The organism is Rubrilithobacter danxiaensis, from assembly GCF_047272945.1.
Taxonomy (GTDB): Bacteria; Bacteroidota; Bacteroidia; order Sphingobacteriales; family Sphingobacteriaceae; genus Rubrolithibacter; species Rubrolithibacter danxiaensis.
Genome location: NZ_JBKOPS010000013.1, coordinates 1 through 14,252, shown reverse-complemented (window position 1 = coordinate 14,252; position 14,252 = coordinate 1). Strand labels below are relative to the sequence as shown.

The following is a 14,252-nucleotide window of genomic DNA, read 5'->3' as shown; positions in this document are numbered from 1 at the left end:
ATAAAGCACAAAAATCAATAATATGAAAAAGGATAAAGGAAAGTCGGAAAAATCTGAGAAAAAGAATAAAAATAAGTCAGTTAAAAATGCTGATAAAAAAGCCGCGAGGAAAGAACTCAGTTCAAATCTAAGTGCCCGGTTCAAAGAAATTATTGAGAGCCTGGGGCATGAAGCCGAAGTTATAGGAAAGGATATTGAAAAGGCAGGAAAATTCCTGGCTAAAAAGCTGTCTGATAAAAAAGGAAGAGGATCATCGGGCAAAGAAAATACCTCTATCATCAAAAAACTGGATACAGCCATTGAAGAGGTTAAACATAGGAATAATGAATCCGGTGTAACTCGTGAAGAAAAACAAGAGCCGGTTAAGCGCAGCAGAAGAACGGCATCTCCAAAGGCAGGAACAGAGGCTATGCAGGCTGCCGCAAAAGCCACTACGGTGTCCACAGCAAGAAGAAGCAAAACTGCTAACGCTGGAGAGCAATCTGAAAGTAATGCAGCTGCACCCCGGAGAAGAGCTACAAGCTCGACTGCTTCTGCAACCAGAAAAAGAAATGCAAAACCAGCGTCGTCCCAACAGCCTGCGGAGCAAGATAAAGTGAATTCTTCTCAGGAACCGAAAGCGGAATAATTAATATTAATTTAACAATAAAAAATACAAGTTTGTAATCCGGCTTTTCGGTTCAGATTGCTTATATAACTTAATGCCTAAAGAAAGGATACCACTTACTAACAGGGAAATCAGTTGGTTATACTTCAATGACAGGGTTTTGCAGGAAGCTGCGGATATCACAGTTCCCTTAATAGAGCGCATTCGTTTTCTTGCAATTTTTTCTTCTAACCTGGACGAGTTTTATCGTGTAAGGGTTGCTACGCTCAATCGCCTGGCAAATGTGAATACAAAAGCGAAAGAGCTTTTTGGCTATAATCCTAAAAAAATACTAAAAGAGATTAAGAATATTGTAGTTAAACAGGAGCGCAAATTCGACCATCTATTTGAGGATGAAATCATTAAAGAACTTACCAAAGAAAAAATCTTTATAATTAACGAAGGACAGCTGAATGTTGCCAGAGGTCAATTTGTAAGGAACTTCTTTCGCGAGAAAATCCTTTCTACCCTGGTACCTGTTATGTTGCATGAGGATAAACCTTTTCCTGAACTGAAAGACCGGGGAATTTATCTGCTTGTAAAACTTACTACACAGAATAAGAAGGAGAAGTATCGGTACAGTTTTATTGAAATTCCGTCCAATTTAAACCGCTTTCTTGTTCTTCCCGAAACAAATAATTTAAAATTTATTATTCTTCTTGATGATATTATCCGCTATTGTCTTGAAAATATATTTTTCATATTTGAATATGAACATATCGAAGCATATTCAATACAATTAACCAGAGATGCGGAACTGGATCTAGATAAAGATGTAAGCGAGAAGTTTATAGATGCACTTACTAAAAGCCTTCAGAAAAGAAAAAAGGGTAAGCCCATGCGTTTGTTATACGACAGTGAGATGCCGCTCGATATGCTTCATTTTCTGGTTGCAAAACTTGATTTAACAGCCGATGGCCTCATTCCGGGGAACAGATATCATAATTTTAAAGATTTTATTAATTTTCCTAATGTCGGGCGACCTCAGCTGGAATATCCAAAAACAACTGCTTTAAAAGTTCCTGACCTGGATTTAAGCAAGAGCATTTTTAGCCAGATCGCTCAAAAAGATTACTTAATAAATCTTCCGTATCAGTCGTTCGATTACATTATTCATTTTTTACGAGAAGCGGCCATTGATCCAAAAGTCACTGAAATTAGTATTACGCTTTACAGGCTTGCCGAGAACTCAAAAGTTATAAATGCATTGATCAATGCCGCAAAAAATGGCAAAAAGGTAAATTGCCTGCTCGAATTAAAAGCAAGGTTTGATGAACAAGCCAATATTTATTGGACAAGGCGGCTGGAAGAAGAGGGGGTAAACGTAAACTACGGCTTACTTGATTATAAAGTACACTCTAAAATCTGCCTCATATCCAGGAAAGAAAAAGGGGAGATAGTGGATTATGCAAATCTTGCGACAGGAAATTATAACGAAAAAACAGCGGCTTTATATTGCGATCACAGCTTGTTCACTACCCATCGCGGAATAACTAAAGAATTAAAGAATCTGTTTAATGGGCTTCATAAAAAAGTGTTTCAAAAAGGGTATAAATACCTGATAGTCTCTCCTGTAGAAAGTCGCAATAAAATTTATAGTTTAATAGAAACTGAAATTGAAAATGCAAAGGCAGGTAAAACGGCTTACATGGTTTTGAAAATGAATAGCCTGTCGGATGAAGATATTATTGCAAAGCTGTACGAAGCAAATAATGCAGGTGTAAAAATAAATCTTATAATAAGAGGTATGTGCTGCCTGATACCGGGCGTAGAGGGTTTCAGTGAAAACATAGAAGTAATAAGCATTATTGATAAATACCTGGAGCATGCCCGTGTATGGATATTTTCAAATGGAGGAGATGAAAAAATATTTTTATCCTCGGCTGATTTTATGACCCGGAATATGGATCGCAGGGTGGAGGTAGGATTTCCGGTATTAGATAGTTATGTTCGAAAGGAAATACGGGATATAATAGAAATTCAGTTAAAAGATAACACAAAAGCGAGGGAAATTAATTTCCTGAACAATAACCAGTACAGAAAAACCCGAAGTAAAGTAAGCTACAGGGCACAAAACGATATATATACATATTTAAAATATAAAAAATAACGGTTTTGAGATACGCTGCAATTGATATAGGATCGAACGCTGTACGGCTTTTAATTGCCGACATCATTGAGAATGACAAGAATGTGTCATTTAAAAAAAATACGCTGATCAGGGTTCCTCTGCGTTTAGGTGATGATGCCTTTCTGGATAAAAAGATTTCACCTGCTAAGGCTAACGACCTGGCTAAAACAATGCTGGCCTTCAAAAATCTGATGGATGTTTACAAGGTGGAAGATTATATGGCGTGTGCCACTTCGGCGATGCGGGAGTCTGAAAATGGAAATCAAGTAATCAGCCACATAAGAGCCTTTGCTGGCATTGATATTTCAATAGTTGAAGGAAAAACAGAAGCAACCATTATATATTCCAGCAATACAGATAATTATATAGATAAAAAGAAAAATTATTTATTTGTGGATGTAGGTGGCGGAAGCACAGAACTTTCAGTATTTTCTGAGGGAAAACCACTGGCATCACAATCTTTTCCTATTGGTACTATACGCATGCTGGATAATGTGGATAAAGCAGAGACCTGGGAAGAGATGAAAGAATGGATTAAAGTAACTTCGCGAAAGTATAAAAATTTAAATGGTATAGGCACAGGAGGTAATATTAACAAGTTGTTCAGGTTGTCTGAGACTAAGGAAGGCACTCCTTTAAGCTTTTCGAAGCTCAAAAATTTATATAATTATTTAAATTCATTTTCTTTAAAAGACCGCATTAACGTACTAGGATTAAATCAGGACCGGGCCGATGTTATAATTCCCGCATCTGAAATTTACCTGAGCGTAATGAAATGGGCTGCCGTAAAGCAGATTTTTGTTCCTCGTGTAGGTATGGTAGATGGTATTATTCAACTGTTAATCGAAAAAAATAAAGTTAAATAACAAGATTTACCGGTTGATAATCAATCTTTTTAATTTGTTTTACGCAAAATAAAGACACTGAAAAAAACCGTTTCCACTTTCATAATGTTTAAGAAATTAAACTGAGAAAATACATGGAAACGTACTTAGCTGAGACTTTAGATTTTAACGCCCGAAACTCAAGACCTAAAATATTTACCTGGCACATTCACGGTAGCTACCTCTATTATTTGTCGCAAGGTAACTACGATATATACATCCCGGTAAATTCAGAAAGATCAGAAGGATATTATGGAAAGGGAGAAACTTTTCCTTTTGCAAGTAATGTTCACGAAGTAGCTGCAGAAGATGTTAAAAACCTTGAATTAGATTGTATCCTTTTCCAATCAAAGAAAAATTACCTCACAGATCAGTATGAAACTCTTTCTGCCGAGCAAAGGGAATTACCTAAAATCTACCTCGAGCACGATCCTCCACGCGAACATCCAACCGATACAAAACACGTTGTTGATGATCCCGAAGTACTGCTGGTACACGTTACACATTTTAACAGTTTAATGTGGGATAATAACAGGACACCTGTTCATGTAATTGACCATGGCGTAATTGTACCGGAAATTGAATATACAGGCGAAATTGAAAAAGGAATTGTTGTAATAAATAATATTGAAAAACGAGGCCGGCGGCTGGGTTTCGATATATTTAATGAAGTAAGAAAACATATTCCATTAGATCTTGTTGGCATGGGAGCAGAAGAGTTGGGCCTTGGAGAAATATCGCACACAAAACTACCGGAATTTATAAGCCGTTACCGGTTTTTCTTCAACCCGATACGCTATACCAGTCTGGGCCTTTCTGTTTGCGAAGCTATGTCGTTAGGAGTGCCGATAGTAGGACTGGCAACTACCGAAATGACAACAGCTGTTAAAAACGAAATAAGCGGTTTCGTTCATACCGATTTGACGTATTTAATCAATAAAATGAAATTATTGTTAAATGATAGGGAACTGGCAGTTAGCATTGGTAAGGAAGGACAGAAAATTGCCCGCGAAAGATTTAACATTAATCGCTTTGCCAGAGACTGGGAGGAGGTATTTCACAAAGTAATACAAAAGCAGCAAAAAAGCGGATTCGCGTTGCAAGTCTCATAATTATAAGCTTTACATCTAACCTTTATTCATGAAAAACAGAATTGCATTTATCAGTGAGCATGCATCTCCTTTAGCTACTTTAGGAGGTGTTGACAGCGGAGGTCAAAATGTTTACGTAGCAGAGTTAGCAAAGTATTTAGCCGTATCAGGTTATCAGATAGATATTTTTACCCGGTGGGATAATGAGAATTTACCACAGGTAATAAACTGGCTGCCGGGCATCCGGGTTATTCATGTTCAGGCAGGTCCGGTTTGCTTTGTTCCAAAAGAAGAGCTTCTTCAGCATATGCCGGAGTTTACTACGAGTATGCTGACTTTTATAGAAGAAGAAGAAATAAATTATGAATTGGTTCATGCTAATTTCTTTATGTCGGCTTGGGTTGCCTCCAGGCTAAAAGAACTGTTAGACATACCGTTTGTGGTTACTTTCCACGCATTGGGCCACGTGCGCCGTATTCATCAGAAAGAACAGGATAAATTTCCGGCACAGCGACTGAAAATCGAAGAAGATGCAGTTAAAAAAGCTGATCAGATAATTGCAGAATGCCCTCAGGACAGAGAAGACCTGATAAAATATTATAATGCTTCACCTGATAAGATCTCTATCATTCCCTGTGGGTTTAACCCTTCAGAGTTTTACCCGGTACAACAAACACTTGCACGTGTAATTCTCGACCTTGACCCCGAAGAAAATATTATTTTACAGTTGGGGCGTATGGTTCCGCGAAAAGGGGTTGATAATGTAGTTAAAGCGCTGGCAAAGTCTAAAAGAAATACAGAACGTTTGCGGTTGGTTATTGTCGGTGGCGAAAGTGATATTCCCGACCCCGTATTATGTCCGGAAATTGCAAGGCTACAGGAAATAGCAAAAGCGGAAGGCGTGCTTGATAATATCACCTTTGTAGGCAGGAAAAATCGAGATATGCTTAAATATTACTATTCTGCTGCCAATGTTTTTATTACTACTCCCTGGTATGAACCTTTTGGAATTACCCCACTGGAATCAATGGCTTGCGGAACACCGGTAATCGGGTCAAATGTTGGGGGAATAAAGTACAGCATAGTGAACGGCAAAACCGGTTATCTCATACCGCCAAATGATGCGGAAGCATTAGCAGGAAAAATTGAACACCTCTTTTCTAACCCGGCATTGCTTAAAAAAATGAAGGTAAATGCGCTTAAAAGGGTTAACTCTATGTTCACCTGGGCGCATGTAGCCAAAATGGTGGATGTTATGTACGGCAAGATCCTGCAGCCGGTTCCGATTGAAATTCAGCCCCAGCTGAATAAGAAGAGCCAGGCAGCTTAATATGTTACTAATCAAACAATAAAAACAAATTTAAATTAATGGAAAAATTAAACGGAAAAGTAGTTTTAGTTACAGGAGGTGCACAAGGATTAGGCAAAGCCATTACAACAGCCCTTGCATCGGCAGGAGCTACCGTTGTTATTGGGGATATTCAGGAAGAAAAAGCCAGTCAAGTTGCTGAAGATTTTACAGCTAAAGGAGAAAAGGTGTTTTTTAAAAGATTGGATTTAAGCGATGCAGAAAATGTGGAACAGGTTATAAATTCAATTAAAACCGATCACGGAAAATTAGACGTGCTAATCAATAATGCCGGAATAGACTTTACAAAATCCATCCTCGATTTAACTGTATCTGAGTGGGATGCTGCCATGAAAGTAAATCTACGGGGTCCGTTTTTAACTTCAAAATTCGTTTTGCCGGTAATGGCGGCACAAAAAAGCGGCCACATCATCAATATTGTTTCCACTGCGGCTTTAAGAGCGTGGACGGAAGCATCTGTCTATCATGCAAGTAAATGGGGTTTACGTGGCTTTACTCAGGCACTTTTTACAGAAGCAAGGCGGTTTGGAGTGAAAGTTACTGCTTTAATAGCTGGCGGCATGCGTACTCCCTTTCTGTTGGATCGTTTTCCTGATATTCCGCCTCAAAACCTGCAGGATCCTGAAAATGTAGCCGAAAAAATCAAACAGCTGCTTGAAGATACTACCGATTCTGTTATTCCTGAAATGATGGTGATTCCAATGCAGGAAACATCCTGGCCATAATAAAACAATGAATAAGGCAGTCTTTCTGGATAAAGATGGAACGCTGATACCTGATATTCCTTATAATATTGATCCTGATCTGATTAAACTTTCTGACGATTGTACAGCAGGATTGAACGAACTTCAGCAGGAAGGATTTTTATTGCTTGTTGTTTCCAACCAAAGCGGGATAGCCCGGGGATATTTCAAGGAAGAAGCATTGGGTGGTGTACGCCGGAAACTCGAGGGTCTTTTAAATAAGGAGAATATCAGGCTGGATGATTTTTTTTATTGTCCGCATCATCCTGACGGAAAAGTAGCAGAGTATAACGTGGAGTGTTCCTGCAGAAAACCGTTACCTGGTATGCTACAGCAGGCGGCACAGAAGTATCAAATTGACTTGTCTCAATCCTGGATGATAGGCGATATTTTAAATGATGTGGAAGCCGGAAACAGGGCGGGCTGCAAAACTGTTCTTATAGATAACGGGAATGAAACAGAATGGCTCATAAATGAATTAAGAAAGCCGGATTATATTGTTAAAAGTATCAACGAAGCGGCAATACAAATACTGAAACCTGTAAAAACAATACCTGGAAATGAATGCAGCTTATCTTAATATACTGGAACAATTTAGCCAGCCAAAAGTATTGGTTGTTGGAGATATAATTTTAGACAGTTATTTGAAAGGAGACAGTACACGCCTTTCACCTGAAGCGCCGGTGCCGGTTGTAAACGTATCCTTACAAGACGAAGTAGTGGGAGGTGCGGCAAATATTGCAGTAAATCTCTGCGCTTTAGGAGCTAAGGTCACTTTTCTTTCTGCTGTTGGTGATGATGATGGTGCAGAAAGGGCAATACAACTGATTAAAAAAGCGGGAATTGAAACGCATGCCATAGTTAAAGAAGCAGGAAGGAAAACGATGGTGAAGACACGGGTTATGTGTCAGTCGCAAATTCTTGCCCGTTTCGACTATGGTTCTCAAAAGCCTGTAAATTCTCAAACTCAGGAAACACTGATAAAGTACCTGAAAGAACATTATAGCGATTTTGAAATTATAATGGTGGGCGATTATTACAGCGGTATTTTAACGCCTAATCTTATAAAAACCCTTGAGCAGCTTCAAAAAAAGGCACCTAAATTTTTTGCAGTTGACTCAAAGAATTTGCTGAGTTTTAAGAATGTCAAGCCTTCGCTTGTAAAACCAAATTATTACGAGGCATTAAAGATTCTTAATCTCAGTCATCAGGAAAGCGATCGTGCTGAACAGCTGGCTAACTATGGCGAGAAGTTATACGAAAAAACCAAAGCTAAAAATATTGCGCTCACACTTGATGCAGACGGTGCGTTGATCTTTCAGGAAGGGAAGTTTTCGTACCGGTCTTTAGCTCATCATGTTTCTTCTCCCAACGTTGTTGGTGCAGGGGATACTTTTATAAGCGCTTATACACTTGCATTGCATACAGGTGCTGATATTCCCCTTGCAACTGAATTAGCCACAGCCGCTGCTGCAATCGCAGTACAAAAAGAAGATACTGCTCCCTGCTATGTGGAAGAACTTACATCTTTCTTTTCCATCCATAATAAATTCGTTACTCATCCAATTGAACTGAAGAAGCTATGTGAGATTTACGAGGCACAAGGGAAAAGAATTGTATTTACCAATGGTTGTTTTGATATTCTTCACAGCGGACATGTTTCTTACCTGAATCGCTCAAAAGAAATGGGAGATATTTTGATTGTGGGCTTAAACAGTGATGAAAGCATACAAAGGCTCAAAGGAAAAGACCGCCCGATAAATCCACTGGCAGACAGGATGCAGGTATTGTCTGGTTTGAGCGCTATTGACCATATCGTACCATTTACAGAAGACACACCTATAGAGCTTATAAAAGCTGCAAGGCCCCATATTTATGCTAAGGGCGGAGACTATACAAAAGAAACATTGCCTGAAGCAAAAATTGTGGAAGAATTAGGGGGAGAAGTAGTCTTTGTTCCATTGGTTCCCGATCATTCCACTACATTAATTATCAGGAGGATCAATAGCGGAAATGAATACCGGCTGGCTCAAGCTTGATTTATGACAGAACCTTCATCTTTTAAAAACATCTTATGTATTCGGGCCGATAATATGGGCGACCTTATTATGTCTTCACCGGCAATCCGGGCGCTTAAAGAAACATATAACTGTAAAATAACGGTACTTACTTCTTCTGCTTCAAAAGCTATTGCCAGATATATACGAGAAATAGATGAGGTTATCGTTTATGATCTTCCCTGGATAAAAACTGATAAAGAAGTTTCCCGGGAATCGTTTTTTGAGGTAGTTGATGAGCTGAAAGAACGCAGGTTTGATGCAGCCTTTATTTTTACAGTTTACAGTCAAAATCCCTTGCCTGCTGCTATGCTTGCTTATCTTGCGGGTATTCCGCGAAGAGTAGCTTATTGCAGAGAGAATCCTTATGATTTGCTAACAGACTGGCTTCCGGACGAGGAACCCTATACGTTTATTCGTCACCAGGTCAGGAGGGATTTGGATCTGGTTGCAAAAGTTGGGGCTTATACTGAAAACGAAAAGCTGAGCCTCGATATTAACGAGGATAATTGGGACGCGTTGAAAAGTAAACTTAGCGAGTTCGGATTTAATGATAATAAGCCCTGGCTTATTCTGCATCCGGGTGTAAGTGAAGAAAAACGCCAATATCCAAAACATCTCTGGGTTGAAGCGGCAAAAGTTTTAAGAAACGAATTTCAACTGCTTTTTACAGGCGGCCCAACAGAGAGTAACTTAACAGATGAATTAAGCCAGGCAGCGGGAGAAGGTGCTTTCTCTCTGGGAGGAAAACTTTCTTTGGATGAATTTATTTTATTGATCAAAAAGTCTCCATTGGTAGTATCTGTCAATACAGGCACAATTCACTTGGCTGCAGCAGTAAATACGCCTGTAATTGTATTGTATGCGCTTACAAATCCACAACATCTGCCCTGGAAATCACAGGGAAAAGTTTTGCCGTTTGATGTGCCACCGGAAAAACGTAGTAAAAATGAAGTGATCAGGTTTGTAAATCAAACGGTTTTCTCAGAAACGGCTCCCATGATAGAACCCGGTGAAATTATTAATTCTGTTTACGAGATCATTTCGGGTCAGCATACCGCTGTTTTTCCTGAACTTGTCACAACAGAGCAAGCTGTTGCCAACAGGTTTTAGCTTACTACTTTTCCTTTTTCTAATTTTAACTGTTTAGTTACACACAAGGGAAGCTCTTCGTGATAATGAGTAACATATATTAAGGCAGTATTGCTTATTTTGCAGATCGTGTCGATAAGGCTTTGAAAGTAGTGCTGCTGATTTTCATCTAATCCCTGGCAGGGTTCATCAAGAATTAACAGAACCGGGTTTTTTACAAGGGCACGTGCCAGAAGACACAATCGCTGAACACTTGCAGATACATTTTTAAACGGAGTGTGTGCAAAAGAATCAATTTTTAAAACTTTCATCCACTGTGCAGCTATACCTGAATTTTTCGTATTACTGGCACGGAATAATCCCATGGTATCATAAAAGCCTGATTCTACTACATGAATGCAGCTTGAGCCGGCTTTGAAATATTGTAACATCTCAGGCGATACATACCCGGTTTTCTTTTTTATATCCCATATGGATTCGCCGCTTCCTCTTCTGCGATCAAACAGCGTAATTTTATTGGCATAAGCCTGTGGATTATCGCCATTGATCAGACTTAGTAAAGTAGATTTTCCGGCGCCATTATGCCCTGTCAATGCCCAATGCTCTCCGTTTTCTACCTTCCAGTTAACATCGTCGAGTATCACTTTATCTCCATATTTAACTGTCACATTCTCCATGTGTACTATTTTCTTAAAAACAGGTTTTTCTGTTAATGATAATAAGTCGGTTAAAAGATCTGTATCGGGATGATCAGCAGATTTAGCTATCACAGAATCAGGATTAAAAGCGGCTTTTTCTACTTTTTGTGTTATGGTTCCGTCTTTTAATACAGCTATGTGAGTAATAGAATCAGGAATTTCAGTTGGAGAGGTTGCAATAATTACCGTAATACCTGAATCAATAATTTCTTTAATAAGCTTGCGCAGGTAAGGCCTGGTATCTGCATCTAAGCCGGTAAAAGGATTATCAAGAAGCAATAATTTTGGATTTTTAATGAGCGAAGCAGCAATTAATAAACGCTTTGTTTCCCCGTTTGAAAGCTTGATCAATTCTTTATCAAGCAATTCCTTTAGTTTTAACCGCTCGGTTGTGTAATCAAAAGTCCAGTATGTGGAAGCAGCAATTACAGGTTTGATAGATTCCAGATAACTACGCACAGTGGGGGCATCTTTAGAATCGAAAGAATTAAAACGCTGCTGATAATAAAAATCTGTTGTATTCGAACGATTTTTAAAAGAGTGCTTCTGTTTTACAAAACTTATAAGGTTATTTATATTAAATTGAAGATTAGTTGAGTGTGGGTAATTCTCATGATAACAGTGCTTTATCTGGCCTTTTTGTATGTTGAAGTTCCCTGCTATAGCTTCCAGTAGAGCTGTTTTACCCGAACCGCTTTCTCCAACCACAGCCCATTGCTGGCCCTCGCTGATCTCTAAATTCAAATCATGAAGCAAAACCTTATCTAAGTGTCGTACAGTTAAATTTTCAATCAAAAGAAACATGGTACGAATGTACTTATTGCATTTGAATAATGAATTTGAGGAGGTTATTTGCTGCTAAGAAAAGCGATATTTCTTTTTAGACCTGAAAATTTTGTTCGTTTAACAGGCGATTTTTTAAATACTTTTTTAAAAACATCTTCTGTCAGTTCTTCCCAGTCTTTTTGTGTAAATTGTATCAACTCTTCGGCTGGAGTAAACCCTGGCTCATTATGAATAACAGAAAACCTGTTCCAGGGACAAACATCCTGGCAAATGTCACAGCCAAACATCCAGTTATCCATTTTTCCTTTAAATTCAGACGGAATTTCATTTTTTAATTCAATGGTAAGATAGGAGATACATCTGCTTCCGTCTACAACAGCAGGCGCTACAATAGCATCAGTCGGACAGGCATCCATACACCGGGTACATGTTCCGCAGTAATCCTTTGTAGGAGCAATATCATATTCAAGTTCCAGGTCGAGAATCAATTCGGCCAGAAAGAAGAATGATCCTGCTTTTCTGGAAATCAGGTTGGAGTTTTTTCCAATCCATCCCAAGCCTGCTTTTTTTGCCCAGGCCCTGTCAAGAACAGGCGCTGAATCCACAAAGATTCTTCCGTTTACCTCACCAATAGTATCTCTGATATTATTAACTAATTCCTTTAGTTTGTCTTTTATAATTCCATGGTAGTCAATTCCATAAGCATATTTTGAAATCTTCGGAGCGAACCGGTCATCTTGTTGATTTGTAGTATAATAATTATATGCCAGTGATATGACGCACTTTGCACCCTCAACCAGTTTTGTTGGATCAAGCCGTTTGTCAAAATAATTCTCCATGTACGACATTTCTCCATGATATCCCTTATTCAGCCACTCTTCAAGACGTGTTGCTTCCTCCTCCAAAAACTCAGCTTTTGAAATTCCGCAAAACATAAAGCCAAGCCGTTTTGCTTCTGCTTTTATATAACTACTATATGCCTGTTTACTGGAAATCATTCGTGCAAAAATACACCTTTAATTTCAGGCCGCTGTTTCAATAACAATACTTTTTTGTATAGAATTAAAGGCATAACCAAGGTTAATTGCATAAATATTGAAAATCTATTAGTTCTGCTATCAGGAGCTTAGTAAATGATATTCAGTTGCTTAAAAATTAACAATTAAACTTCAATTTAAAGTCTTAATGCTTTTTTGGCAAACTTTTTCTCTTCTTGTTTTTTATTTTAGGATATACTATAACTATGAAAACAAATTATCTTAAATACGCATTCGCTGCAGGGCTTTTGATACCTGCTTCTGTAATGGCGCAGGATACTGCGGGAGTTTCAAACACCGCTGTGGAAGTTTCAACTACCAATGTTCAGCCCTTTAGTCCGGCAAGTTCTTTTCGTACCTGGTCTGTAGGTGTGCATGCGGGTATTCTGTCGCCAATTGTTTTCTTCGGAAAAAATGACTTCACCAAGTGGAAAACTGATGTAGGCTACGGCCTTTTTGTTAAAAAGCAAATACTACCCGGCTTTGGTATTGCTGCCGACTTTTTGCGGGGAGGTTTTAAAGGAGATAATTCCAAGGCATTGGGAAGCGGACAGCCGAATACGAGTCCTTTTAATTCCTTTGAAACTGACATGAACTGGTCTGCAAGCTTAGTTGGTGAGCTAACAATAGCAAATATCAATTGGCTGAATAAAAAAAGTCTGGTACAGCCATTTGTAAAAGCAGGAGCGGGGTTAATGGGATACAGTACGCAACTGGAGCGAACTACCGGAGAAAGCGTGGAGTTTACTCCCGGAAAAGATCTAACGGAAGTTTTCTTTCCTGTAGGAGCGGGACTGAAATTTAATGTTTCACCGTCTGCCAGTTTAAACCTGGGTTATACGATGAACTTTCTTGATGCGGATAACCTTGACGGATATAACAACGGCCCTCAGAATGATAAATTCTCTTATGCCAACATTGGTTTGGAATTCTCTTTAGGGCCTAAATCAAAACCTCAGCTGGCAACTTACAATCCCGTTGCTTCAATGCAATACGATTATATGAAGCAAAATCAGGCTTTACGGGATGAGCTTGCCGGCGAAAGAGCCAAAGGAGCACAGCAGTTAGAGCAGTTCAGACAGGATTTTGCTAAAGTTCTGGCAGATGAGGATAAAGACGGTGTTTCAGATTATTTTGATAAATGCCCCGGAACTTCTGCCGGAACCCAGGTTGATGGTGGCGGATGCCCTCTTCCCGAAGCTAAGAATATTACCCGGACAACTGTTATAACTGAGGAAGACAAAAGAGTAGTCAGAGATGCTATTAAAAATCTTGAATTTGATTTTGGTAAAGCAACTATTCGATCTAAATCATATCCAACTTTAGACAGGGTTGCAAATTTGCTTGTACAGAAGAACTTTAGTTTAAAACTTTCAGGCCATACTGATAATGTGGGAAGCTCCGAAGCTAACCTGAGATTGTCAAAAGCAAGAGCGGAATCTGTAAAAGAATACCTGGTAAGTAAAGGTGCAAATCCATCGAGAATTGAAGCAACCGGCTATGGAGAGAGCCAGCCAATCTCAAGTAATAAAACTGCTGCCGGAAGGCAAAATAACAGGAGAGTGGAATTTACCCTGTATTAAATCTTTTCAAATAATAATAATAAAGAGGCTGCATCATGTACAGTGCCCCCAAAAAGTTAGACACTTTCTGGGGGCATTTTTATGATAAAGAAAAAGAAGCACAGTTTTGAATTTAAGCTGCACTGTGTAAAGGCA

Annotated in this window: 12 protein-coding genes; 10 read left to right on the top strand and 2 right to left on the bottom strand. The window is 38.9% G+C overall.

Annotation, left to right across the window (positions count from 1 at the left end):
* The first annotated feature begins 22 nt into the window (after positions 1–22).
* The 9 genes from ACLCDL_RS15015 (at position 23) to ACLCDL_RS14975 (ending at position 10,034) form a co-directional block, all read left to right on the top strand.
* Entirely contained in the window at positions 23–628 is a 606-nt protein-coding gene (locus ACLCDL_RS15015) for a hypothetical protein (RefSeq protein WP_423149219.1), read from the top strand.
* A 73-nt stretch (positions 629–701) separates the two neighbouring features.
* Positions 702–2,756 carry a polyphosphate kinase 1 gene (gene ppk1, locus ACLCDL_RS15010; protein ID WP_423149218.1) on the top strand — a complete coding sequence of 685 codons (2,055 nt, stop codon included), beginning with the start codon at positions 702–704 and terminating at the stop codon, positions 2,754–2,756.
* Positions 2,757–2,761: 5 nt separating this feature from the next.
* Positions 2,762–3,643: a Ppx/GppA phosphatase family protein gene (locus ACLCDL_RS15005; RefSeq protein ID WP_423149217.1), complete on the top strand. Its 882-nt coding sequence runs from the start codon at positions 2,762–2,764 to the stop codon at positions 3,641–3,643.
* Positions 3,644–3,756: 113 nt separating this feature from the next.
* Positions 3,757–4,773, top strand: coding sequence for a glycosyltransferase (locus tag ACLCDL_RS15000; protein ID WP_423149216.1), 1,017 nt, complete (start codon positions 3,757–3,759; stop codon positions 4,771–4,773).
* A 28-nt stretch (positions 4,774–4,801) separates the two neighbouring features.
* The gene (locus ACLCDL_RS14995) at positions 4,802–6,082 is read left to right on the top strand and encodes a glycosyltransferase family 4 protein (RefSeq protein WP_423149215.1); all 1,281 of its coding nucleotides are present in this window, start codon (positions 4,802–4,804) and stop codon (positions 6,080–6,082) included.
* A 38-nt stretch (positions 6,083–6,120) separates the two neighbouring features.
* A complete protein-coding gene (locus ACLCDL_RS14990; RefSeq protein ID WP_423149214.1) occupies positions 6,121–6,846 on the top strand; it encodes an SDR family oxidoreductase in 726 nt (241 codons plus the stop codon).
* 7 nt (positions 6,847–6,853) lie between these two features.
* A complete protein-coding gene (locus tag ACLCDL_RS14985) occupies positions 6,854–7,444 on the top strand; it encodes a D-glycero-alpha-D-manno-heptose-1,7-bisphosphate 7-phosphatase (protein ID WP_423149213.1) in 591 nt (196 codons plus the stop codon).
* Positions 7,425–8,903 carry a D-glycero-beta-D-manno-heptose 1-phosphate adenylyltransferase gene (gene rfaE2 / locus ACLCDL_RS14980; protein WP_423149212.1) on the top strand — a complete coding sequence of 493 codons (1,479 nt, stop codon included), beginning with the start codon at positions 7,425–7,427 and terminating at the stop codon, positions 8,901–8,903. Before ACLCDL_RS14985 ends, rfaE2 begins: the two co-directional genes overlap by 20 nt.
* A 3-nt stretch (positions 8,904–8,906) precedes the next feature.
* Complete coding sequence (locus ACLCDL_RS14975) at positions 8,907–10,034, top strand: glycosyltransferase family 9 protein (RefSeq protein ID WP_423149211.1); 1,128 nt, start codon at positions 8,907–8,909, stop codon at positions 10,032–10,034.
* Here the strand turns inward: ACLCDL_RS14975 and ACLCDL_RS14970 are convergent.
* Positions 10,031–11,515 carry an ATP-binding cassette domain-containing protein gene (locus ACLCDL_RS14970; RefSeq protein WP_423149210.1) on the bottom strand — a complete coding sequence of 495 codons (1,485 nt, stop codon included), beginning with the start codon at positions 11,513–11,515 and terminating at the stop codon, positions 10,031–10,033. The genes ACLCDL_RS14975 and ACLCDL_RS14970 overlap by 4 nt on opposite strands.
* A 44-nt stretch (positions 11,516–11,559) precedes the next feature.
* Positions 11,560–12,495: a tRNA epoxyqueuosine(34) reductase QueG gene (gene queG, locus ACLCDL_RS14965; RefSeq protein WP_423149209.1), complete on the bottom strand. Its 936-nt coding sequence runs from the start codon at positions 12,493–12,495 to the stop codon at positions 11,560–11,562.
* Between the two features lie 245 nt (positions 12,496–12,740).
* Here queG and ACLCDL_RS14960 point away from each other — a divergent pair, with 245 nt between their 5' ends.
* Positions 12,741–14,117 carry an OmpA family protein gene (locus tag ACLCDL_RS14960; RefSeq protein WP_423149208.1) on the top strand — a complete coding sequence of 459 codons (1,377 nt, stop codon included), beginning with the start codon at positions 12,741–12,743 and terminating at the stop codon, positions 14,115–14,117.
* Positions 14,118–14,252 lie beyond the last annotated feature (135 nt).